Raw genomic sequence first — 22879 nt, forward strand, 5'->3', positions numbered from 1 at the left:
CGACGAAGGCATTACGCTCCCGAAAGGGACTTTGCCGCCCTGCCCAACGAGCCCGGCCTCTGCTACGCACGTCGAAGACTTGAGTGGCGAAACGTGCGATCTGACGGGCACAACCCTTGTCTTTCCGGACGGTCATACTCTTGCTGCTCCACCAGCCGGCGCGCTCACATCACAGGAAGTCTGTCACGCGAAAGAAGCTCCGAACCCAACTGGCCAGACTGTCTGCACCGGCACCTACTACGCCGGAAATCTCGGTGCATGGGGTGCCGTCGCCTGGTTCAAGAGCGCCGATGGAAAGCACTTGACTTACTGGGGAACCTCGACGGCCGTGAAGAGGGAGAAGGCGCTCAAATAAGCCGCGGATGCTTCAGGTGAGCGTCCCCAGGTGCAGCAACCAGAAGTGTCTCTACGGGACGTCAGACGTGCGCCCGACTTGCCAGTCGACCTGCGACGGCGGCATGGCGATGAAAGGGGTACCGTCCGGAAGTACACCCGACCGAGCTGGCGACGAGGAGACCTTGCCCGGATCGGCCAACGACACTTCGATGGTGCCCGACTCGTCGACGAGTCCGCTTTCAGGCGCCGACCCGAAGAATGACGTCCACGCGTCGGGATGGGCGGTGATCTTTTGCAGGAGCGCACTGCGCGCACTGAGGCTCCAGCTCACGGGGAGCCACACCAGGTTGAGCGGCGACGGAGCGACGATTCGACCGGCGGCGGCCAAGAAAGCCGCCTCTTCGGTGGGATCTGCGCCGGTGTAGTAGTCCATTGTTGCGGTCCCTGAGGACTCATCCCAAAAGCTCTTGCCGGCGATGTCGGGGAACGCATTGATCAGGTCATTCAGGGGCCCATCGAGAACTGCAAACTTGGTCTGATTGGGAGGGAACAGCGCATCGATAGTGGGGTCGGGCGACTTGTTGGTCAGAGGAAGCTTTGCGTCGCTAGGGGATGGTGTGGCGGGGCCGGGCGGAGGTGTCGCCGCGCCCGCAGCGAGAGGTACGCCAGTAAGGATGAGGGCTGTGAGGGCTGCACCTGCGAGAACGGTCGTCGAAGCCTTGCGCGAGGTGGACATGAGGCTGCCTTCTGTTCAGATGCCGTTGAGGCTAGCGTTGCAACGCTGCCCTGTCTACTCTCCGTCCGACTTGCCCGGCCCACCAACCGGCCCAAGACGGCTGGGCGGCTTGTTTGATTGATCTATTCCTTCGCGGAAGGTCGTCCCCAGCCATGTTGGCTTTTTTGCGTGCCGATCGATCAGGGCACTGCGGTGACCGCCACTTATACACAAAAGTTGCTACAAAAAAAAGGGGTACCGAGGTTGACCGGCCAAAAGGCGATCGCGGAGACGCGATAGGTCCGAACTATGACTTCCGCGCCCGACCTGGCGTTGTGAAGTTGGATCGCCGCTCAGCTGACCATTGTGGCTTCAAGTCAAATCTGGGTGAGATGATCGGGAGGGGTGGATACCACTTGGTATTCATCAGAGCCGACCGGGTAGCGCGTCGCCCCGTGCCGGGCAATCGAGGAAAAGAACCGTCATGACGACCCGTCCTGAGCCGACCCAGCCCCCGAATTCGCGCTCGTCTGCGCGCCGCGAGCAGCCAACGCCGAGAACTGGCACTCCAGAGCAGGCGGCGGATTTCGGGGTGGTCGGTAATGAACGGCTGACCGCTCTCGCCGGTGCGGTCGTTCTGGTGTTGAGCGTGATCGAGCTGATCACCATCGCTGCCCTGACCAATTTGATCGCGATGCACATCATCGTCGGCGCACTGCTCGCCGGGCCGGTCGCGGTCAAGATGGCAAGCACCGGTTGGCGTTTCGTGCGCTACTACACACGCTCTCCCGCGTACCGACGCAAAGGCCCGCCGCGCCTAATCCTTCGAGTGCTCGCCCCACTGTTGGTCGTTTCCACAGTTGGGGTGATTGTCAGCGGCATTGCTCTGGCCATCACCGGGCCCGCCCCTCAGATCCTCATCGTGACCCACGTCATCAGCTTCCTGGTCTGGACGGTCACACTCGTCATCCACGTCACCGTCTACCTGCCAAAAGTGCCCCGGCTGATCACCGACGACTGGGGGCGCCGCCGCGCCGCCGCGCCCGAAGTAAAAGGACGGAACTGGCGACTGTCCGGGAACCTCCTGGGCCTAGCTATTGGAGCCCTTGCCGGCGTGCTCCTGCTGCCCACCATCCCCGCTTGGCGGGGCGCTGAGAACGGGACCAAATTCCTCATCGTCGCCGTAATCACTGCACTCATAGGAGCCGCGGTCACCCGATTGAACATACGAACGGGTAGCTGACTCCGATTCGGCCACGGGCCACGTGACTGTCGCGGCGAGCGACCAGAAGCCAGCATTCGATGAAGGTTCACTGCCGGAAGCAACCGTCGAGGGTTCTCGTCTCGGCCCCCGCCACGGCACTGAAGATCAGAATCGTGGTCAGGTGGCGAAGGTGAGACCGATAATCACTCCTTGGACGACACCGGAACCGGCGAGCCAGGCGACAAATCCGCCGCTGACATCCACCTCACAGCAACCCGGTGCTGAAGAGCACCACAACGACAACGAGTGCAGCAACGATGACCCCCAGTATGAGGATGCCTTGCCAAGAACTCGGGTGCCAGCCCGGCCCGTACCGGTTACGACGGAACCACGGTTTCTTCTTCTTGCGCGGGAGCGATTCGCTTGGGGATTCGTGCTCATTCTCCGTCATACATTTCCCTCTTCTGCCAGCACGATGCGTTGTTAATGAGGATCATGCCCTGAACGCCACCGTGGTGCCGATGATCAACCCTTGAGTGAGTCCTCAACCCGTATCCACGGGAGACACCCGCCACAACCATAGACTGGTAGTGATTTCACTTGCAGACCGCGTTCACATCGACCCACGACGTGGACGAAAGCGACCCCTGAACTCGATCAATTAACCAGAGAGTGAGAGATGGAGGCATCAATCCGATGTTTACAAAAAAGGGTGACGCGGCGGTCCTCGCCAAGCTCAATGAAGCCCCCGAACAGTACCGGGAAATCGGCGAACGGCTGCACAGCATCATCCGAGAAAGTGCGCCCTCGTTAGAGCCGATCGTCCGGTGGGGGCTCCCGTTCTACGTGAAGGACGGAGTGGACATCTGCTACATCAAACCGGGCAAAGACTTCATTGCCTTCGGGTTTGGCGAAGCGGTGAACCCGGCACGTGAGGGCGGCGCCAACATGCACCCGGTCGCGTGGAACATCACCGCGCTTGACGATGCGACGGAGGCCAACATTGGCGCGCTCGTCGAGAAGGCGGTTGCCTGACGCGGACCCGCGTCAGCGTCATAACGCGCGAATACCTCGGTCGACCCACATTCCTGTCCTGCAGTTCTCGGTGAGTAAGTGACGACTCGATCAGAAATCTAGGGCTGTACGGCGAAGGCAAAACGACCATCGTGGGTCGGCTCGCTCCCGGCTGCGATCGCGAACAGCTCGAATGCGTCGGTGACCTTCGCCTGCTCGTCCGGGGAGAGCTGCTCGAACACCTGGGCCATCGCCTGGCGGCGTTCACTAAGGACGTGGTCGACAAGGGCCGCACCGCGATCGGTGAGCTCGAGCTGCACGAAACGGCGGTCCGATCGGTCGGGAGAGCGCACGATCAGTCCGGCCTGAACGAGCTTTTCGCACGGTCGGGTCGCGTTCGACGGATGCACGTTCAGCTCGGCCGCCACAGACCCGATGCTCTGCGGCCCAGACCCCGAGATGAGCATCAGGATGCGCAACTGCGGCGTCGTGACCATATCTTCGACTGCGACTACTGAGCGTGCGGCGACACGCATCATCACATTCGCGGCAGCGAGGGCGGCAGCGATCGCATTGTTCTCCTTCACAATTACCCATCATGGTGCAATAATTGCGATAGCGCAATTGAAAAAGGAGGTGACGCTCATGTCCGCGTCATCCGAACAGAACCCCCTCACCGCTTCCGCCCGCGACGACCTGGAAGGCAAGTACACCCAGATCGAGCCGGAAGCGGCCGAGCCCAGAGCAGTGCCGGGCCAGTACACCGAATCCGGCGGTGAAGGACCTGATCCAAGCATCGTCGGAACGTACATCGGGGCGGAACGAGACGGCCACGCGCCGCTCGTGCGCAGCTCCCGAATGCGCCACGGCGACTTCGCCAAAGCAGAGCACTGAGCGCAGGCTGAGCACCTCGCCGCCACCAAGTCGTGGCCGAGGGCTTAGCTTGTGCATTTCTGCTGTGTTTGACCAAACGGTAGACCTGGACCGCGACGACGCGCCACCCGCGAGGCGTTGCCGCCCTGCGTCTCCGACATGGGCGTTTCATCGCGAAACGCTTCGACCTCGGAACCGCCTACCTGGACAGGGATCCACTCGGCCTGGCGTCAATACGCGACGATCGTCTTCGTAGGCGACACCGTGAACCTTGATCCAGCGACGAGCACGACCGTCGGTGATTAGAACGGTGTGGTGTACCACCTCTCAGACGCACCGCCCGATCCCAACGTTCCTCAGCACTAAAGCGTTTTCCGTCTGAGTTGGAAGGTTGGACCGTCGCGATGCCGTGTATCGAGCCCGCGAGGTGTGCCGGGAAGTCTGGTCGGCGATCAGGTTGGTGCGCTTGACCCTATTCCTAGACCGCTGGTCGAACCATCGGCCTCAAGGGCAGTTGCCATGAAGGCTCTTATCGTCGGAGCGGGGATCGACTTGATCTCGTTGACCTGAAGGCCAACTGGAAAACGCTCGACCCGAGGCGCAACGGCGAGACGCTTCTGCTTCTCGAACATCGGGCGCACAATTTACTTATGGATGCCCGAGTGGGTGCAACGCAGCACAAAAGGCTCTTTGCTCCGCCGGCCCGGTGTCACACAGTGATCTGCCGGGAGCGTGGCGAATTGGTCGTGCGCGAGGTTCGGATTCGGAACCGGATGCTTGCGCGATGTCGGGCAACCGCGCTTGATCGAGAGATCGCAAAAGGCATTACCGAAACCAACATAACCCTCGCCGTTCGCGCTCAGATGCTCGTCGAACCTAGAGCTCGCTACTCGCTTGCCAAGACTTGGGAGGGCATTCTTCAGGAAGTGGCAGTCGCAGTGGCGCCGGCTCCAGTGCCCGTGCTGTCGCCGAGGATACCGGTTCTTTGTGTGGCCGTCTCAGGCGCCGAAGCGCAAATCCGGCAGCTGGTTGCCTTGTTGAGGGCTCCGCGCCCAGTGTGTGCGGCCGGGGTCGCGCTCGCCCGGGACATCCTCACGGACGGCGCCGGACCGCTATACAGTACCCGCTCACGACAAACGCTTGATGAAAGTCTCGAAACCGTCCTGCATGATCTTGATGCACCGCTCTTTTGATCGAATGCCTATCTCCCATCTTGCCCGAGCAGCTGATCGTTCTTGACGAGCAGAGTCTTGGGTCTAGTAGACGAAGGGGATGTATCGCCGGGACCGTGCGGCCCATAGGTTGAATTCGTCGCCGTAGTTCTCAGCCAGACGCCGATCCCGAGCGGGTATTGCGGCGAACACGTATCCGGCGGCCATCGCTATTGGGAGGATGAGGGCCACTGGACTGCCTGCGATGAGGGCGAATCCGATGAACACAATGGTGTCGCCGAGATAGTCGGGGTGTCTGCACGTCCTGAAGAGACCGCGGGTATAGAGATGCCCGACGTTCCGCGGACGCTTCTTCCACCGCACGCGCTGCGTTTCTGACGCGGTATTCAACCACGAGCCCAGCCCATACAGGACGATTCCGGCGAGAGCCCACCATCCGACAGATGCGGCCGCGAGTGAGGCCACGAATCCTATCGCGACGTGGATGACCAGCATCCCCGACCCCACGAGCGTTCCTTTGACGAGTGTGAGCGGCGGTTGAACTGTGATGTACATGGTCAGAATCACCCGTGCAACGTAGACGAACGCGCAGGCTGCGACCAGCCAACCGCGCATTGGCGTTGCTGCGGACAGCGGGCCAAGAACCAGCGTTACAGCTATCCCGGCGCCGAGCGTGTTGGCTGCAGCGACCATGAAGCGAGGACCGCCGGAGGCTGCGGGGGCGGGCACCGCGTTAGAGTCCGGCTTCGTCAGCCGAAATCCACACCGCCTGGGGGAATGGTCCCGGCCGCGCATCCTCGAGCGGCCTGGACTCACGAAGAGCTCGAGTGAGAGCCCACAGGGTCGATGTGGTGCGGCTGAGCCGATCAGCCATCGGGTTGTTTGCCGGAGCTGCGCTCCAGAGGACGAGTTCGGCGCTGGTGTCCTGTGCGGCGACAGATGTCACGAACGCCTCCACCCAGGCGTCCCGCCGGGCTGTGTCGGCGGGCGCGCGGCCGGCGAGGAAGCGGGCGACGGTGTGGGCAAGAAGGAAGGCATTGCATCGCAGCCAGGCTTCCTCCGACGAGGTCCGGATCGAGGCGATCCACTCATCCCATTCGATTTCGTCTGCTTCTGCGTTGAGGAGCGTGGCAACCTCCTTGAAGAGAAATCGCTGGACTTGATCTTGGGTCCTTGCGAGAAGGACGTCCTCATCGTTCATCTGATTCCTCGCATTCGTGAGAGTTCTCTCAGCCTAGAGGGAGTGTTGCAGTGGTGCAACTATTGTGCACACGCACAAATGAGCGCGGGCTGAGGCTCGGGCTACGTGTGCCGCCGACGAAGAGAAGGCCGCGTCAGCCCGATGCCCCGGTTGCGCCTCGGCTGGCGACCCCGCGCCTGGCCACGTCGGTCGATCACTACGGGTTGATGTCGTCAGGACGTGAGCAAGAATGCCGGAAGGACGCAGTCGACGATTCGCTCCTCGAGTGATTCTTCTAGATCACCGCCGGTGAACAACAGACGGTGGTAAAGCGGTCCGAAAAGCAACTCGTGCAGCAGGTCGACGTCAGTTTCTGGCTTCAGTTCGCCGGATTTCGCTCCGTCTTGGACGATCTCGTGGATTCTTCAAAGCCGAAGGGTGATCACCTCGCGACGGAAGGCGCCGGCCAACTCGGGATCGGTGGCGATGTCGGAGACGAGACCCTGCATGACTCTACCCATCGCAGTTGTTGTCAGGATCGTGATTGCCGACCCGTCCGGTCGTTCCCTGTAGCATTCAGACGTCATCAGCTGTCAGCTGGTAGCTTGTCGAGTTCCACAGGTCGGGCCAGGTGCCCCCCGGTGCCCCGGGGTTGAATCCGAGGGTCGCACTCGATGGGTGAACAATTAGACAATTGGTGGCCGATGCGCGGCGACCCTGTAATGGGGGTCTCAGCTGTAGTGCGACCAACCGGATTGTCCAGTCCGGACCTTCGCGGTGGGGTCTCCGCCAGCAACATGTCCCAGTTGTCCGCCAAGTAGTTTGTCCCGGATAATCCCAAAGCCATTCCGAAACGCCCATGAGTGCGTGGAAGGTGCCAGCAACGGCCGCAGTGGCATGATGACCCTATGAATCGCATGCTCACGGCGGTAGCGTACCTTTTCGGAGCGGTGGTGTTCGGGGCGGCCCTAGCGGCGATTGCAGAGTTCGCGTTCTTCGTCGGACCACTCGCCTGGTTGAACCTTGTTTTTTGGGGACTCATCGCGATCGTCCTCGGTTTCGTTCTGCGCACATGGGCGATGGCGATCGCTGTGTGCGCCGTCCTTGGGTTCACGATTGTCGTCAGCTACTCGATCATGGGATACCACGGGAGCGCCCCCCTTTCGAATGCGTTATCCGCATTCGCGGTTCTCGGTGTTGCCGGCGCGATCGGAATGGCGGCGGCTGGGGCTGTCGCTCATCTCCTCCGCCAATTCCGGACGGCGCAGCGCGCCCCGCAGCGATGACCGGTCACGATCGCAGATGGCGCTCCGCCCACAGATCGCGTTCCAACAGCTGTCGGGCGAAAAACACTGCACGCGAACTCCGGCTCGAGCTCGAGACAGACTACGTATGACGGGCAACCCATGAGGCTATCCGCGTGAGAGGGCTGAGGGCTCGATCGTGGATTGTTCAGTTCGGGCGGTCGCAAGCGCCCGATTCTTCTGATCGTGAACGAGAGAGCATTCCTGCGAGGCATACCACTATCAGCTTCCTCGCCGTCGTACGTGATAGTAAGTCTTCATGACTATAATCATGAAGTGGCAGGGAAGCAAATGTCCCCGGTCTGAAGTCGCTGAGTGGAGCGGGCGCACCTAGGAGGCAGCGTTCGCAACGCCATGCTCGTGCCGCCGCGGTCGGGACCGTGAGAACCTGGCTCGACAGGTTGACGTAGGGTTTGACTTCGTGGAATCAGATGCGGATGGAGTCGAGGGCGGCATGGATGGCGCACTGGGTGTCAATTTAGGGGTGTCATTGTTCATCCCCTATCGGTATACCGAAGAGCGGATATTCCGGGCTGTCCGGAATGCCGGGTTCGATGACTGGACTCTCGCCCAATGCCGCGTATTTCAACGCGTCGACCAAGCTGGTTCGCGGCTCACGGATCTCGCCGACCAGGCGCAGATGAGCAAGCAGAGCGCCGGAGTCATGGTCGATCAATTGGAACGATTGGGATACGTCCGACGGGTCCCCGATCCCACGGATCGCCGTGCCCGACTAATCGTGATCGAGGGACGTGGCTTACAGGCGGCCGAAGTCGCCCAGGCGACACTCGACGCGATCCTCTCCGAGTGGGAGGCGTACCTCGGCACCCGCAACTACGCGTTGTTGCAGCAGATCCTGGACCAGCTCCGCGAGATAACCGACCCCTACGCGCGGTAGAGACATCAGTCCCCAACGAGCTTGACAGTAGTCAACATTATTGACTACTGTCGCCTTGGATCCATTGCGAATCTGTCGCGACGGCCGAATAGCAGAGAGTGAAATATCGTGAAGTTTCTTGTCCTTGGAGCAACCGGTCGCACCGGCGTCCCCTTCGTCAAAAAGGCACTCGACCAGGGGCACCAGGTCACCGCCCTCGTTCGCAGGGCGGGCGCCGCAGTTGACCCGCGCGCTCAAATCATCAGCGGCGATGTCACCGATGCCGCCGTGATCGCGACGGCGGCCCGGGGCCACGACGCGGTCATCAGCACCCTCGGAGCCAACAACGTTCGCGAAACCCCGACGTTGGTCACCGATACGGTCCGCGCCGTCGTCGCATCCGCCAAAACGTCAGGCGTGGACCGGTTCGTGCTCGTCTCCGCATTCGGAGTCGGCGACTCCCTGGCTAAGGCCTCCCTCCTGGCCGGCCTGATCTTCCGCACTGCGCTGCGCAAAAAGTATGCAGACAAAGCCGCGTCTGAAGTGCTGCTAAAGGCGAGTGACCTGAAATGGACGCTCAGCTACCCTGGCGCATTGAATGACCGGGACAGCTCAAGCTATTCCGCTGCCGCACTTGAAGATGTCAAGAAACTGCCGATCCTCCCGTCAACGTCTCGCGCGAACGTGGCCGACTTCCTCCTTCACTCCGCCTTGGAAGGTACCTTCATCCGCCAAACCGCCGTCGTCATCGACACCAAGTAACCCCGGAGAAGAAAGGCGACCATGAACACGCCAACGCGGAGAACTCTGAACATATTTATCGCCCTGGTCGCAGCGACGTCTCTCTCGATCTTCGCCCAGGCTGTCCTGGCGGGAGAATTCGTCTCGCAGACTCACCGCGACGGGTGGATCGACGCGCATGGGATCGTTGCCGACGTCGTTGCGGGCCTCGCATTGCTCACGATGATCTTCACGATTGTCGCCCTGCGCAAATCCCACCGACCGCTTATTGGGCGAACGATCACGCTATTTGTGCTGGTAGTCGCCCAGATCTTCCTCGGCCACTTCATCACGGACTTCAAACGAGATTGGCTCATCGCAATCCACGTTCCGCTCGCGTTCATCATCTTCGGGGGTGCCGTCCTTTTGCCCTTTCAAGCAATCGGAATGCGCCGGGCCGCCGTCGCGACAGTGGGCGTGGCCGCGCACACCGCGGCGTAGGCCGAAAACTGGTCACACCCACGCATTGAACGCTCGAGCCGTCCGGTCGCTTAGGCGACTGGGCGGCTCTCTTCGTGGGTGCCCGGAGGGCATCGGGCAGCATCTCGGTGTTGCTCCGGGCGGCTGTCATTCTGGGAATCGATGGCATGGGAAGTCCCGGTCAGCCGTGGGCGAACCCAGCTAGGTTACCAGCCGCGCCTCAGGGTCGGCCTTCCTCGCTGTAAGGGGTCTCCGCGTCTGTGGATTCGTCGGCGTCGCGGTCGTGGAAGTCGGTTGCGACGTCTCGGACCAGGTCGGTCAGGACCCCGTGCTCTTCCCGGTCGTCGCCGGTGAGTGCTCCGTCGTCGTCTCCTTCGAGACCTGGCGCCTCTCCGTTTGTCTGGTCGAACTCGCCAATCGGTTCATCGTCGCGTGAGTCATTCATAGTCGCTCCTCCGGTGACCTCTCGTGTGTCTGGATCCATCCCAAGCTCAATTCTGTGCAACACGGCCTCGTCTAGGGTCCGGAATTCAATCTCTCTGACTTTCACAGGCACATCTCGCGAAACGACTCTGTGAATCCGGCAGGTGAATTGCGACCGTGACAGTCGATCAAAAGAGTGGCGAATCGAGATACCGCACGACAGTCGCGAGACTTTCGTCGAGGACGCGTCGAGAGTGAGGGTTGTACAGCGGTCCGGAGCCGTCCGTGAGGATGTCCCAGGCAAGAGCGACCCCAGCCGCGCAAACGGGGCGTGGCGCCCTCAGCAAGGCAACCAACTGCTGGATTCGTCCTTCGGCGTCGGAGACCGCCACTCGACGTGGCGGTATCCTCGACGACAGCAGCGGTGCTGGCGCGTCTGAAGAATGTCCTCCCAACTCTTAGCCAGGCAGTACCGAGCGGAGGGCTCAACGAGCATCTCAGCACGAACAGCGAGGGTGATATCCCTGTCGGCTACACCTTTGGCGATCTCTCGATCAAGGGCGGTTGCTCGCAATCGCGCAAGCATCCGGTTCCGAAGCCGAACCTCGCGCACGACCAAATCGCCGCGCTCCCGGCAAATCACCGTGTGACACCGGGCCGGCGGAGCAAAGAGCCTTTTGTGCTGCGTTGCACCCACTCGGGCATCCATAAGTAAATTGTGCGCCCGATGTTCGAGAAGCAGAAGCGTCTCGCCGTTGCCGCTCGGCTCGAGCTCTTTCGGCGGTCCGGAGGAGGGCGCGGATGAGTAGTAGGGGATCTTTAAGCACTCGGCGCTGGTGGCAGCTCGATCGGATCGCGGAGGCTGCGTCCCATCGCAAGTCTCGCAACGACGGGGATGCCCATCAGGTTCACGACAGTGTTGCGCAGAAGCAGTTGCATGTGATTTCGGGGGGCGAATGCGGCACCGAGGCCGATGGCGGCATCCTGTTTCGTTCGCACCAGCGATGCCAGTTGCCCCTGGTAGGCGGCGAACGCGGCCCGGTGATCCCCACCCCACCGCTGCAGCTCGGCCGCGAGGACATAGCCCTCGACCATAGCCAGAGCTGACCCCTGACCCGCCAGCAGCGACGGGCACGCGGCCGCATCCCCGATCAGTGCCACCCGGCCGCGAGACCAGGCCGGCATTCGGATCTGACTGACCTTGTCCATGTAGAAGGTGCGGGCGTCCGGCATCAGCCTCAGAATCTCCGGAACCTCCCAGCCGACGCCACTCAAGCGTGTGCGGATCATCTCCTGCTGGGCTAGCACATCATCCTGAGCCACGTACCCGCTGTGACGGAAGATCAGGCAGAACATCGTTGCACCGTCATGCAGCGTCAGTCGCAGCGCTTGCGCACCGACCTCCGTGTGCGTCACCGCAACGAGTTCCTCGCGGGGAAGATAGCCCTCAACGTCGAACGCCGCCACCGCGATGCCGAGATCGCGCTCGAACTCGTCCTCCGGACCGAAGGACAGCGCCCGAACCCGGGAGTGCAGCCCGTCCGCGCCGACCACGAGGTCGAACTCCCGCGCGGCGCCCCGTTCGAACTCGACGATGACCCGGCGTCCGTCGTCGGCGAGGGCCGTCACACTGTCATCGAAGATCGTTTCGACCCCGTCGTCCAGCGCTTCGTATATCGCGGCCGCAAGATCGGATCGTCCGATCGAGACATAGGATCCCCCAGCGGTGTCGATGAAGCCCGGATCGAGGTGCGCGATCCGTCGGCCCTTGTTCGACACCTCGCGCATCTCCCGAATGCGATAGCCGGCCTCTTTCAACCGGGGAACGATTCCCATCCGGTTCGCCACTTCGAAACCGGACCCCCAGAAGTCGACCACGTAGCCGCCTTCGCGCAGTTGCGGAGCACGCTCGACGAGTGTCGGTTCATGTCCCGCGCGAAGCAGCCAATAGGCAAGGGTGGGGCCGGCGATCCCGGCCCCGACGATAAGGATCTTCATGGCAACCCGGCCGCCCTGGTCCGTACGTCGCTGCTCGCCGAAAGCGGCCAGGACCCGAGCCGACTCATCGGATGTCGAGACGCTTGATGAGGATGGTCGCCGCAAGGTATAGCGCAACGCCTGTCAGCACCAGGACGGCGAATCCTCCGGCCGAAGGCCCGGAACGGAGCTGATCGCCCCCGACAGCCCAGTAGAAGAGGGATGCGCCGCGGATCGACCGGATCCATCCGACCACCGGCGCCAGCGAACTGACGAGGTAGGAGGCGGCAGCCATCGCTGAGGTCAGGCCGAGCGCCAGGCCGCGACTGCCGCTGACGGCGCCGACCGCCAGCGCCAGGAGCCCGAAGTCGATCCCCATCAGCAGCACGGCAGCCGTCGTGCCGACGAGGGGCCAGCCGGGCAACGCGAGCTCGTATTGCCTGCCCAGCATCGTGAAAGCAAGTGCGGCGAGCGTAACCGGTATCGCAAGCGCGATCAGGACCAGGATCTTCTCACCCACGAGCCGGGCCCTGCTGATCGGGATGCTCGCGACGAGTCCCAGCTGCCCGGTCTCGGACTGGCCGGCGATCGACGATGCGCCATAGCCGATCGTCATCAACAGGATCATGAGGGGAAAGAAGTTGGCGTACAGGTTGCCATTGATCCAGCCGGCGGGCGACGTGAACGACCCTGACACGCCCAGGAGGGCAGCGACTGTGGGATTGTCGGCCGTCAGAGCGCCCAGCGAACTGTCGGATTTGATGGCCGGGTACATCGCGACGAGAAGGTACGTATACGCGGCGACCCCGACGGTGAACCACAGGATGGAGCGCCGCCTTTGGCGCAAGTCGATTCTGGCCACGTCAAACCGCATGGCGACTCTCCTCGCGGTCGCTGGAGCGGTAGTAGGTGAGGAACAGTTCGTCGAGATCGGCAGGTCGGGACAGGATGTCGACCGGATCGAGTGACGCGACGGCCCGCAAGACCGGGGCGAGTGGACCGGTGATCGTCAGCCGTAGCCGCCGGAGGCCTTCGGTCGCGATCTCCACACCGTCCAGGCGTTCGAGCGTCGACAAGTCGACCGCGCGATCGAAGACGAGTTCCATCGTGCGCGGTGCGTGGCGGCGTAATCCCTCGACGGTGTCGGTCACGACGATCCGGCCTTCCTTGATGATCGCCAGCCGGTGTGCGACTCGTTGAACTTCGTCGAGGTCGTGGGATGACAGGAAGACGGTCCGTCCATCCGCCGCCGTCTCCTCGAGCAGGTTCACGAATTCCCGACGGAGGAGAGGGTCCAGACCCGACGTCGGCTCATCGAGCACGAGCAGCTCCGGACGATGCATGAACGCGAGCACGATGCCGAGCTTCTGGCGGTTGCCCTTCGAGAGGAGCTGCATTGCACGGTCCAGTTCGACGTCGAAACGCGCCACGAGATCATCGCGATACCGGGTGTCGCCCATGCCACGGGCGGAGCTGAACCGGTCGAGCAGCTGCCGTCCCGACATGCGCGGATAGAGGGCCAGTTCGCCGGGAAGATAGCCGGTGCGTCGATGGATCTCGACCACGTCGCGCAGCGGGTCGAGCCCGAGCACGTTCGTCGTGCCCGATGAGGGGCGGTACAGACCCATCAAAATGCGGATGGTCGTCGACTTCCCGGCGCCGTTCGGCCCCAGGAAACCGAAGATCTCGCCCGGTTCGACCTGCAGGTCGAGGTCCGCGATCCCGCGCTGGGACCCGAACGTCTTCGTCAGTCCGTGAGTTTCGATCGTTGGGGTAGCCATATGATCACGCGTCAGTCAGGGTCGAAGGTGATGCTTCCGCGGTATGAGAGCGACATCCGTCGGCACGGGATGCGGCAGCCACGGGCTGGCTTGCTCGGGGCAGAGCAGCACATCGAGCGCGAGGTCACCGTCAACGCCGTGCGTGGCTGGCAGCGAGTTGGAGGCGGTGCGTTCATCGGGGAGTGGGAGCGCGCCGACTTTCGCGGTGAACTCACCTGTCTGATGTCCGCCCATGTCGCTCCTTCGCGCTGTGCTTACTCGACTCGCGACCGCTTGTCGTGCATAACCAATCATACCGCGATACGTGTAGAAGTGCATCTGTTGCAAGAAAGCAACTGATCTAATAATTCTCGGGCTCGTCGGGCTCACAGGCCGAGGGTGAGCAGATCCTCCGGCGCAGGCTCCCCGGCGGCCGTAGAAAAGAGCTCGAGGGCATGGATGATGGTGCGTTGCTGGTCTCCGTTGAGAGATGAGAGAATGGCCGCCATCTGGCGCCGGCGGCGTTCCGTGACGTCCGCCACCAATTGCGCGCCCAGCGCGGTCAGATCGATCAGGATCTCGCGCCGACTCTCCGGGCTTTCCTTACGCTGCACCCAGCCGCTATCCGCCATTCGATCGATAGTCCGGGAGAACGTCGAGGGCACAGCGCCTACCCGGGCCGCGAGGACACCCATTCGCAACGGTCCCGCGCCAGCGAGCACGACGAGGACTCGAAACTGTGGCAAGGTGACCACGTCGAGGGCGTCCGCTACGGAGCGAGCGACGATCCCGAGCAACGCCCGAGATGCCCTCAGTGTCGCCTCGGTCGCCTCGGTGGGGAACCCCGCTGCAGGCGCTGCGGTTACCTGTTCGTCAGTCGGCTTGGTCATGGTCTCCCACCCTCCTTCGATGCAGTGCCGCAAGTGTTGCAATCGTACACAGCGCCTGCGGCGGATCTGAGCCCTACCCGCTCAGAAATCTGGGTGAGTACAATTGTTGCATAACAGCAAATGTATGGATGGGAGACGCCGATGGCGACCGACGCGTTGCATGCGAGTCAGCGGTATGTTCAGACGTTCACGGAGGGTGTTATCGCAACGTTGATCGGCGAGCGAGCTGACGAGCGCGAGTGGAGGGATCGGATCGCGTCGATTCGTTTCGCCTCCGACGAGACCTGGGAACGCTGCAACGCCTTTCTCTTCGCATACACCGTTGCGCGCTATCTGGCCGGCTCCCCAAGATCTGAGGACGACTACTTCGCGGACGGCTTCGTCGAAGCGGTCGCGCGCGGAGCATCGCACGATGCTCTTGAGATCTGGGTGCGAAGGATCGAATTTGCCTCGACAATTACCGGCCGGACCACACAATCGGAGCTGATCGGCAATCTCGTGACCGCATTGCTGGCTGCTCCGCGAGATAGCCTGGGCAAGGAAGGGGCGCTCCCTCCGGCCTTCACCGAGGTCGTGTGGCTCGACCCCCCGTCATCAGCCGACTGAGTCTGATCCTGGCGGTCGGTCCGACCCAATTAGTGGTCGGAGGTCAGCGACTGAAGGATGTACTCGAGCTGTTCAGCCGTCAAAGCGCCCGGGTGCCGGATCACCACGGTGCCGTGCGAATCTAGGATGACAGTGAACGGGAGACCGGTGATCTGGAATCGACCCGCGACGGCTCCGTTGGCGTCGGATGCGATCGGGTAGCTGACGTGCTCTGCTTTCACTGCGGCGCGGCCGACTGCCGGTTTGTCTGAGACGTCGATGCCGAGGAAGCGCACGTGGTCGCCGAGCTGGGTGTAGACCTTTTGGAGGGCAGGCAATTCTGTGGCGCATGCCGAACAGCTGCTAGCCCAGAAGTTGAGGACGGTGTATCGGCCGGGCGCGGCGGGGTCGCCGAACCGGAGGCCGCCGGTGAGCGAGGGCAGCACGAACGATTTCGGGTGGCTGCCGATTCCTGCACTGCCACTGGGTGCGTCAGCGGCGGCGCGGCCGCCAACAGTTCCTTGCTGAGCCGCTGGTAGAAGGTCGACGGCCATCTGTGCCAGGGCGTTTCCGAAGGCGCCGGTACTGGCGGAATCGGTGCCGAACTGGCCGAGGGCCGACTCGTGACCGGACGGGTCGATGAAGAAGATCTCTGTTCCGTGGACCACCGACTTGGCTGCGGCATCCTGTTCGATCGGGACCCCGTAGCGCTCGGCGACGGCCGCCAGCTGCGAGGGTGCGGCGGTGCCGAAGTACCAGTTGGCTGCGCCACCGAGGTCGTGCTGGTTAGTCCAAGCTGCCACACTCGAGACCGTGGGGTAGTACGGGTTGGCGTTGATGGAGACGAATGCGACGTTCTTCGCCCCGGATCCGAGATCGCGGTTCGCGGTGACGACGTCCTGGGCGAGCAGTGTGCAGAGGTCTTGGCATTGGTCGTCGTTGAAGGTCAGCACGACGGAGCGCCCGGCGAAACTGGCCAGGTTGATGTGGTTGCCGTGCTGGTCGGTGAGGTCGAAGTCCGGCGCTCGTTGCGGTTTGCCTGAGAGCTTGTCTAGCTGGATGAGCTTTGCACTCCCGGGCGAGATCCCGGCCGCGGTGTCGGCGGCCCCAGCGCTGGACGCCCCCTGACTAGTCGCAGCGATGACGACCAGCGCGAAGGTAACCACGATGCCGATGCCCGTGGCAAGCCAGAAGATCCAGGTTCGTGCGCCCGGGGTGGCCGCAGTTTTCGTCATTTGTCGGCAGCTCCGTTCGATTGCTCTCGCCTGCGGGCGGCCAGGGCCACAGCGACAAAGGTCACCGCGACCGCGACCGCGAGAACGCCGCCGATGATGAGGGGGAATCCTCCGATGATCCCGGCGACCCAGGTCTGCACGGCGTCGGCGAGACGCGCGACCGGCGGCGTCGATCGCGGCGCGATCGCAATTGCCGACCAATAGATGACGAGGTAGATTCCCACCGCGAAAACGATGGTCGAGCCGATCGCGGGCACCAGCCGTGACAGGCGCCCGAAAACCCGAACCGACTCTGCGCCGAGGAGGGCGGCCAGGAGGCTCGCGAAGACGACGAAGAGCCCCATCCCGAATGCGTAAGCGAGAAGGGATGCGACGCCGACGCCGAGCCCCCTACCGAAGTTCCCTGCCACGCCGGCAAGGAAGAGCGGGAGAGCGCAGCTCAACGAGGCGACCGCGTAGGCCACCCCATATCCGGCCATCGCCAACACGCCCCGCCCGGAACTGAAACCGAGCGTCGGGATCGGCAGCCGTACCGAAATGCGCAGGATCCCGGCCACGCCGAACACGGCGAGCACCACTCCGACGGCAATCATCACGAATGGCGACCAGGCCGGCGCGAGCTGAGCCCCGGCTGCGAGCGGGAGCCCGGCGATCAGGAACACGACGAGGAAGCCCGTGGTCATCGCTACGCCGGCCAAAAGCCCACGACGCACCCGCATGAGCGTGCTCTCGGGACCATCAGGGTTGAGGAACAGGGCAAGGTAGGCGGGGAGCAACGGGAAGCCGCACGGGTTCACGGCGGCGACCATGCCGAGGGCGAACGCGTAGCCGACTGACGCCTGCCCGATCATCGAGGTTCTCCGGCATCACGGGCGGCCAGGCTGGCGAGGAACGCGTTGTAGGCCTCTCGCTCGCCTTCACGCCGCCGCTCCGCTCGATCCATTCTGCGGTTGAGCCGATCCTCGGACGACTGCCATTGCAGGAACAGCACACCCAAAACGACCAGAGTGGGAATCTCGGTGAAACCCCACGCGATACCGCCGCCGAGCTGCTGATCCTGAAGTGGGGAGATGCCCCAGCCGGGCACCGGTATCGCATAGAAGTGCACGATCAGGCTCACCGACATCATCACGACGACGCCGAAGAAGGCATGGAACGGCACGGTGGCGAACAGTTCGAAGATGCGCAGCACGGGCCCGTTGAACTGCCGGACACCCCGGGAAGCTCGTCGCGGCGACGGGTCGACCCCGAGCACACCCCAGAAGTAGAGGAACCCGATCGCCAGAAAATGCAGCAGCATCAGGTTGTGACCCCACATCGTGCCCATCAGATAGTCGAAGACGGGTGTGAAGTAGAGCCCGTACAGGCTCATCAGGAACAGGGCGATGCTGACAACCGGATGCGTGATGAACAGAGCGAACCGGCTGTGCAGCAGCCCGAGCACGACTGTTCGCGCCGAGGTGCGGCCGCCTGAGCGGGTCGGCAAGGTTCGCAGGAGCAGCGTGACCGGCGCTCCGAGCACCAGGAAGACCGGTGCGAGCATCGACAGCGTCATGTGCTGGACCATGTGAACGCTGAACAGTTCCATGCCGTAGCCGTCGATCCCGGTGGCCGTCATGACGAGGATGACCGCGATGCCAGCGGCCCACCAGATGAGTCGCCCGACCGGCCAGCGGTCGCCCCGGATCCGCAACCGGATAACGCCCGTGAGATAGAGAGCAAGCAGTCCCACGGTGATGAGCGGAAGAATCGGGAACGGCTGGAGATGAACCGCCAGAAGCCGCGCCAGGTCCGGTGGCTCCGTCGGCATCCACATCATGCCTGTCATTGTCATCGTCGGCGGCCCGACCGGTGGCGGCGTCGTCATCGCGGGCAACGGCATAGAGGTCGTGCGGCCAGACTTCGCATGATGCTCCTATCCGGGTGGAATCTCATGGCTGCTTGCAAGGGGCGTGTCTGCGTCACGGTTCGCGTGGCCCCGGTTGCCCCTCAAGCCAGGACTGCGTGCATCCGGGCGCCGTGCATTGCACCCACCGGGAACCGTCCTCGCGCAAGTCAGTGATTACAAGAACGGCGTCGTGACACGGCGACACAAACACAGCTGATCCCATCTCGGACCTAGATTCTATGCATAGCTGCAACTGTTGCAATGCTACACAAATATTGGTCCTCGCTGCCAGTGCCCCGACGCAGCTAACGTTCACCGGCCAGGGCGCGAAGCACCGCCGCCGTCCCCAGCCAGCCGCGAAGTTCTCCGGCGCTCCCGAGCACGGGTATACCGTCGGAGTCGCCTGTGTCCAGCACATCGTCGAGCGCAGAATCGAGGGTTGCTTCGGGGCTGGTCGTGGCGCATTCCTCGAGGATCTCGCGCACCGTCAGCTGCGCTGCCGAATCGTCGTTCTCGAGCACGTCGGCGACCTGTCTCGATGTGACGATCCCGCGATACGTTCCGCCATCGACGACAGGGAAGCTGCGCGCACTGGCCGCCGCCAGCGCTCGAGCCGTCGCTTCGACGGACATCGATGAGATGAGCGGTTCGGGCACTTCAGACATCACGTCGCGCACGTGAATGGCGTGTAGATGCGGATTCGGTTGCGTGGAGGTGATGTTCACCCCTCGACGTCGGAGCTTGAGCGTGTAGATCGTGTCCCGACTGATCAATCGGGACACACCGGTTGCGACGACGATCGCGAGCAGCAACGGCAGGATGATCGTGTACTCACCCGTGAGCTCGAACAAGATGATCCCTGCCGTGATCGGCGCACGGGTGGCGCCGGCGAAAACCGCGCCCATACCGACCAGCGCGAAGGCGCCTGCCTGGCCCGCCAGCGCGGGAAAGACGACCCCGACCACCTCGCCGAAGGCCGCGCCCAGCGCCGCCCCGATGAAGAGCGACGGGGCGAAGACACCCCCCGATCCGCCGATCGCGATCGTCAAGCTGGTCGCCACAATCTTTCCGACCACCAGCAGGAGCAGGAAGGCGAGGGTGTATCCGCCCAGGACGCTCTTCTCGAGGACCGGGTAGCCGACACCGTACATCTGCGGAAGCGCGAAGAGCACGAGCCCGAGAAGCAGACCACCCACGACCGGACGCAACCATTCAGGTCCGCGCCACAACCGGTCGCTGATGTCCTCGAACAAGTAGAGAATCTTGGTGAAGCCGATCCCGACGAGCCCGGCGACGAGGCCCAGAACGGCGAACAACGCGAATTCGGACGGGTTCGCCACGCTGAACGGTGGGAGCGCCAGGAACGGATGATCGCCCAGGATCGCCCGACCGACGATCGACGCGGTGATCGAGGAGAGCATCACCGCCGCGAACGACCGTGCGGCGAAATCTCGCAGCAGCAGCTCGAGGGCGAAGAAGACCCCCGCGATCGGCGCATTGAAGGTTGCCGCGATCCCGCCTGCCGCGCCACAAGCGACGAGGGTGCGAATCATCCCGTCCGGCATCCGGGCCAGGCGTCCGAGCGTCGATCCCAAGGCTGAGCCGATCTGGACGATCGGGCCTTCCCGGCCGACGGATCCGCCCGATCCGATCGTGATCGCCGATGCGACCGCCTTGACGATGGCGACCTTCCCCGCGATCCGGCCGCCCTTCTTCGCAACCGCGTACATCACCTCCGGCACGCCGTGACCGCGCGCTTCCCTGGCGAACCTGTCCACCAGCGGCCCGTAGATCAGGCCCCCCACCGCAGGTGCCAGAATCACGAACGCGCCGCCCAACCACGGCACCCAGGGGTTCGCCGGATGACCGGTCGTGCCCGAATAGTCAGTCGTACCGGTGAAGACCAGCGTCGCCATCGAGACAAGCCAGCGGAACCCGACCGCGGCGAATCCCGCTCCGGCCCCGATGATGATCGCAGCCCCGACCAGCTGCACCGAGCCCACCCCCGCCTTGTCCCCGGCACGACGCAGCGCAATCGACCAGCCGCTGACAAGCGCGGACGTCCCCGCACGGATTGACGACATCCCACAGCCTTCCATGTATTACTGCAACAATTGCAATTATGCATGGTATCAAGGTGCGATGTATCTGATCGCGATCAGACGTCTGAGCGTCTCAGACGCGTCAAGGCTCGAGCTGTAGGGTTGGGGAATCGGGAAGCCGCTTTTGTCGAGTCCACGAGGTGCGCCGGGAAGCCTGGTCGGCAATCAGGTTGACGCGCCTTGACGAGGAGGACGGCATGACGGGTTCCGATGGCGGCCAAAGGGCGACGCCGTGATCGACATCGAGCCGTTCAGCGTGGTGATCTTCCTGGTCGCCGCAACCGTGATCATCGCCGTGCTCTCGAACCGCTTGAGCGCGTGGATCCGGGTGCCGGCACCGGCTCTGTTCCTGGCGGCCGCGGCCGCGGCCGCGGCCGTGTTCCCCATCCTCGGCACCGTTCCCGCTGAGGTCGATGAACGAATTGTCACCGTCGCCCTAATCTTCATCCTCTTCGACGGCGGGATGCACATCGGCTGGCGCCGGTTCCGATCCGCGGCCGGCGCGATCACCGTGCTCGGAATCGCCGGCACCGCCGTCACCGCAGCAGGCGTCGCCACGGCAGCGCATTTCCTGTTCGCTCTCGCGTGGCCGACCGCGCTGCTGATCGGAACCGCACTGTCTCCCACCGATCCCGCAGTCGTCTTCTCGATCCTGGGCAAACGCGAGATCACCGGCCGAACAGGAACGATCCTCGAAGGCGAATCCGGAGCAAACGACCCCGTCGGCATCGCGCTCATGGTCAGCCTCCTGGCGGCGACCGGAACGGGGATGGATGCCGTACTCGGCGGCGTTGGCCAGTTCGCACTTCAAATGGTGGTCGGCGCGGTCGTCGGCATCGCAGGCGGGTGGGGGCTCATGAAGCTGACTCGGCGGGTGTCGCTGCCGAACGAGGCCCTCTACTCCGTGCGCGCAATCGCGTGCGCCGCGCTGATCTACGCCGCGGCGACGATCCTGCACGGCTCCGGCTTCCTCGCCGTGTTTCTTGCCGGAATCGTCAGCGGCGACGGCCGCGCGCCCTACAAACGTGAGATCGAGCGATTCAGTGGCGGGATCGCGAGCCTTGCCGAGATTATCGTCTTCGTCGTCCTCGGCCTGAGCGTTTCCCTCGACGACGTGCTCGATCCTGCCATCCTCTGGACTGGCCTCGGCATCGCGGCGCTTCTCATCTTCGTCATCCGGCCCGTCTTCGTCGGCGTGCTGCTGCTGCCGATTCGGCTCCGTTGGGGAGAACGAGCCTTCGTGCTTTGGGCCGGGCTCAAAGGGGCCGTCCCGATCCTCCTCGGTATCTTCATCCTCACCGCCGGTGTTGCCCACGCCAGGACCATCTACGCACTGATCTTCGTCGTCGTCGTTGTCTCGGTCGTCTTCCAAGGCGGGCTCATTCCGCTCATGGCCCGACTGTTCCGGGTTCCCATGCGCATCGTCGAGCCGGAACCCTGGGCGAGCGGCCTGCGATTCAACGAAGAACCTGAAGGGCTGCATCACCACACGGTCGCCCGAGGCTCACCCGCCGACGGATCCACAATCGAGGACCTCAACCTCGGCGAAGACGGCTGGGTGAGCATGATCAACCGCGAGGGCCGACTCCTTCAAGTCCGCGGCAGCACCCGACTTCAAGCCGGCGACATCGTCCTCACCCTCGCCGAGCCAGACGCGAAGCTCGACCGCATCTTCGAGCAAAGCGCTGACCACGACTAGATGTACTAGACGGCATCACGCAACTCTTTTTGCCTCTTGAATCGGGGATCATGAACTGCCCCCTTCGAATCGCTCGATCTTGCATAGTGAGGTTCTTCGCTGCGAACGCCAATCGGCCAAATGCAGTTTCGTTCACGCGCATTCATATCAGCGGCGACGAAAGAGAGGCGGTCGCCATCCGGAGGCAAGTCAATGCTAGGGACGAGGACAATTCGAGTTGAATGTGCGGGGTTTGTGAGGAGGAGCGCTGACAACACCGCCTCTGCTATACGTATGTGCATGGGCTCGGGTCGCTTGAGCTTGAGTGAACGCCGACCCAAGTCTGCACTTAGATCCGGCCAGCTCGCATCGGCGGGGGGACATCGTGTATTCGCAGGTTGCGGTGGCGACCTCGTTCATTTCGGTGGCGACCCCGTTCAGTTCGGTGGCCACTATCGTTCGCGTG

25 protein-coding genes are annotated in these 22879 nt (G+C 63.1%); 9 read left to right on the plus strand and 16 right to left on the minus strand.

Going from position 1 to position 22879, the window contains the following annotated elements; all coding sequences use genetic code 11:
* Positions 1-406: 406 nt before the first annotated feature.
* Complete coding sequence (locus tag G3T36_RS02210) at positions 407-1072, minus strand: hypothetical protein (RefSeq protein ID WP_163287778.1); 666 nt, start codon at positions 1070-1072, stop codon at positions 407-409.
* 463 nt (positions 1073-1535) lie between these two features.
* On the opposite strand from G3T36_RS02210, the gene G3T36_RS02215 reads away from it, so the two are divergent.
* A complete protein-coding gene (locus G3T36_RS02215; RefSeq protein ID WP_163287779.1) occupies positions 1536-2294 on the plus strand; it encodes a hypothetical protein in 759 nt (252 codons plus the stop codon).
* Between the two features lie 226 nt (positions 2295-2520).
* Here the strand turns inward: G3T36_RS02215 and G3T36_RS02220 are convergent, their stop codons facing one another.
* Positions 2521-2706 (minus strand): hypothetical protein, encoded by a 186-nt coding sequence (locus G3T36_RS02220; protein WP_163287780.1) that lies wholly within the window; start codon positions 2704-2706, stop codon positions 2521-2523.
* 245 nt (positions 2707-2951) lie between these two features.
* On the opposite strand from G3T36_RS02220, the gene G3T36_RS02225 reads away from it, so the two are divergent.
* The gene (locus G3T36_RS02225; protein WP_163287781.1) at positions 2952-3290 is read left to right on the plus strand and encodes a DUF1801 domain-containing protein; all 339 of its coding nucleotides are present in this window, start codon (positions 2952-2954) and stop codon (positions 3288-3290) included.
* A 98-nt stretch (positions 3291-3388) separates the two neighbouring features.
* Here the strand turns inward: G3T36_RS02225 and G3T36_RS02230 are convergent, their stop codons facing one another.
* Positions 3389-3856, minus strand: a complete 468-nt coding sequence (locus tag G3T36_RS02230; RefSeq protein WP_338031429.1) for a MarR family transcriptional regulator — start codon at positions 3854-3856, stop codon at positions 3389-3391.
* 58 nt (positions 3857-3914) lie between these two features.
* On the opposite strand from G3T36_RS02230, the gene G3T36_RS02235 reads away from it, so the two are divergent.
* Entirely contained in the window at positions 3915-4163 is a 249-nt protein-coding gene (locus G3T36_RS02235; RefSeq protein WP_163287782.1) for a hypothetical protein, read from the plus strand.
* Positions 4164-5398: 1235 nt separating this feature from the next.
* Here the strand turns inward: G3T36_RS02235 and G3T36_RS20070 are convergent.
* The 3 genes from G3T36_RS20070 to G3T36_RS20215 all read right to left on the minus strand — a co-directional run bounded on the left by G3T36_RS20070 (position 5399) and on the right by G3T36_RS20215 (position 6916).
* The gene (locus tag G3T36_RS20070; RefSeq protein ID WP_163287783.1) at positions 5399-6043 is read right to left on the minus strand and encodes a DUF1295 domain-containing protein; all 645 of its coding nucleotides are present in this window, start codon (positions 6041-6043) and stop codon (positions 5399-5401) included.
* 4 nt (positions 6044-6047) lie between these two features.
* A complete protein-coding gene (locus G3T36_RS02245; RefSeq protein WP_163287784.1) occupies positions 6048-6515 on the minus strand; it encodes a hypothetical protein in 468 nt (155 codons plus the stop codon).
* A 212-nt stretch (positions 6516-6727) separates the two neighbouring features.
* The gene (locus G3T36_RS20215; protein WP_163289031.1) at positions 6728-6916 is read right to left on the minus strand and encodes a TetR-like C-terminal domain-containing protein; all 189 of its coding nucleotides are present in this window, start codon (positions 6914-6916) and stop codon (positions 6728-6730) included.
* A gap of 486 nt (positions 6917-7402) precedes the next feature.
* On the opposite strand from G3T36_RS20215, the gene G3T36_RS02255 reads away from it, so the two are divergent.
* The 4 genes from G3T36_RS02255 to G3T36_RS02270 all read left to right on the plus strand — a co-directional run bounded on the left by G3T36_RS02255 (position 7403) and on the right by G3T36_RS02270 (position 9896).
* Positions 7403-7780 carry a hypothetical protein gene (locus G3T36_RS02255; protein ID WP_163287785.1) on the plus strand — a complete coding sequence of 126 codons (378 nt, stop codon included), beginning with the start codon at positions 7403-7405 and terminating at the stop codon, positions 7778-7780.
* Positions 7781-8219: 439 nt separating this feature from the next.
* On the plus strand, positions 8220-8696 hold the full coding sequence (locus G3T36_RS02260; RefSeq protein WP_338031430.1) for a MarR family winged helix-turn-helix transcriptional regulator: 477 nt from the start codon (positions 8220-8222) through the stop codon (positions 8694-8696).
* Between the two features lie 108 nt (positions 8697-8804).
* Positions 8805-9437, plus strand: a complete 633-nt coding sequence (locus G3T36_RS02265; protein ID WP_163287786.1) for an NAD(P)H-binding protein — start codon at positions 8805-8807, stop codon at positions 9435-9437.
* Positions 9438-9458: 21 nt separating this feature from the next.
* A complete protein-coding gene (locus G3T36_RS02270; RefSeq protein ID WP_163287787.1) occupies positions 9459-9896 on the plus strand; it encodes a hypothetical protein in 438 nt (145 codons plus the stop codon).
* Positions 9897-10095: 199 nt separating this feature from the next.
* Here the strand turns inward: G3T36_RS02270 and G3T36_RS02275 are convergent, their stop codons facing one another.
* From G3T36_RS02275 to G3T36_RS02300, 6 genes are all read right to left on the minus strand, one after another.
* Complete coding sequence (locus G3T36_RS02275; protein WP_163287788.1) at positions 10096-10425, minus strand: hypothetical protein; 330 nt, start codon at positions 10423-10425, stop codon at positions 10096-10098.
* A gap of 692 nt (positions 10426-11117) precedes the next feature.
* Complete coding sequence (locus G3T36_RS02280; RefSeq protein ID WP_163287789.1) at positions 11118-12296, minus strand: FAD-binding domain; 1179 nt, start codon at positions 12294-12296, stop codon at positions 11118-11120.
* Positions 12297-12360: 64 nt separating this feature from the next.
* Positions 12361-13149, minus strand: coding sequence for an ABC transporter permease subunit (locus tag G3T36_RS02285; protein ID WP_163287790.1), 789 nt, complete (start codon positions 13147-13149; stop codon positions 12361-12363).
* Positions 13139-14056 (minus strand): ABC transporter ATP-binding protein, encoded by a 918-nt coding sequence (locus G3T36_RS02290; RefSeq protein ID WP_163287791.1) that lies wholly within the window; start codon positions 14054-14056, stop codon positions 13139-13141. The genes G3T36_RS02285 and G3T36_RS02290 overlap by 11 nt, the downstream gene beginning before the upstream one ends.
* A gap of 15 nt (positions 14057-14071) precedes the next feature.
* The gene (locus G3T36_RS02295; RefSeq protein ID WP_163287792.1) at positions 14072-14290 is read right to left on the minus strand and encodes a hypothetical protein; all 219 of its coding nucleotides are present in this window, start codon (positions 14288-14290) and stop codon (positions 14072-14074) included.
* 131 nt (positions 14291-14421) lie between these two features.
* Positions 14422-14925 carry a MarR family winged helix-turn-helix transcriptional regulator gene (locus tag G3T36_RS02300; protein WP_163287793.1) on the minus strand — a complete coding sequence of 168 codons (504 nt, stop codon included), beginning with the start codon at positions 14923-14925 and terminating at the stop codon, positions 14422-14424.
* 141 nt (positions 14926-15066) lie between these two features.
* Here G3T36_RS02300 and G3T36_RS02305 point away from each other — a divergent pair, with 141 nt between their 5' ends.
* Positions 15067-15531: a hypothetical protein gene (locus G3T36_RS02305; protein WP_163287794.1), complete on the plus strand. Its 465-nt coding sequence runs from the start codon at positions 15067-15069 to the stop codon at positions 15529-15531.
* 29 nt (positions 15532-15560) lie between these two features.
* Here G3T36_RS02305 and G3T36_RS02310 read toward each other — a convergent pair whose 3' ends face one another.
* From G3T36_RS02310 to G3T36_RS02325, 4 genes are all read right to left on the minus strand, one after another.
* On the minus strand, positions 15561-16745 hold the full coding sequence (locus G3T36_RS02310) for a redoxin domain-containing protein (RefSeq protein WP_163287795.1): 1185 nt from the start codon (positions 16743-16745) through the stop codon (positions 15561-15563).
* A complete protein-coding gene (locus G3T36_RS02315; RefSeq protein ID WP_163287796.1) occupies positions 16742-17596 on the minus strand; it encodes a cytochrome c biogenesis CcdA family protein in 855 nt (284 codons plus the stop codon). Before G3T36_RS02315 ends, G3T36_RS02310 begins: the two co-directional genes overlap by 4 nt.
* Positions 17593-18564 carry a cytochrome c oxidase assembly protein gene (locus G3T36_RS02320; protein WP_205244986.1) on the minus strand — a complete coding sequence of 324 codons (972 nt, stop codon included), beginning with the start codon at positions 18562-18564 and terminating at the stop codon, positions 17593-17595. The genes G3T36_RS02315 and G3T36_RS02320 overlap by 4 nt, the downstream gene beginning before the upstream one ends.
* A gap of 374 nt (positions 18565-18938) precedes the next feature.
* Positions 18939-20717 (minus strand): chloride channel protein, encoded by a 1779-nt coding sequence (locus G3T36_RS02325; RefSeq protein WP_163287798.1) that lies wholly within the window; start codon positions 20715-20717, stop codon positions 18939-18941.
* 250 nt (positions 20718-20967) lie between these two features.
* Here G3T36_RS02325 and G3T36_RS02330 point away from each other — a divergent pair, with 250 nt between their 5' ends.
* The gene (locus G3T36_RS02330) at positions 20968-22434 is read left to right on the plus strand and encodes a potassium/proton antiporter (protein ID WP_163287799.1); all 1467 of its coding nucleotides are present in this window, start codon (positions 20968-20970) and stop codon (positions 22432-22434) included.
* The last annotated feature ends 445 nt before the right edge of the window (positions 22435-22879 follow it).

Origin of the sequence: Leifsonia tongyongensis, from assembly GCF_010686705.1 — a bacterium.
GTDB classification, from domain to species: Bacteria; Actinomycetota; Actinomycetes; order Actinomycetales; family Microbacteriaceae; genus Diaminobutyricibacter; species Diaminobutyricibacter tongyongensis.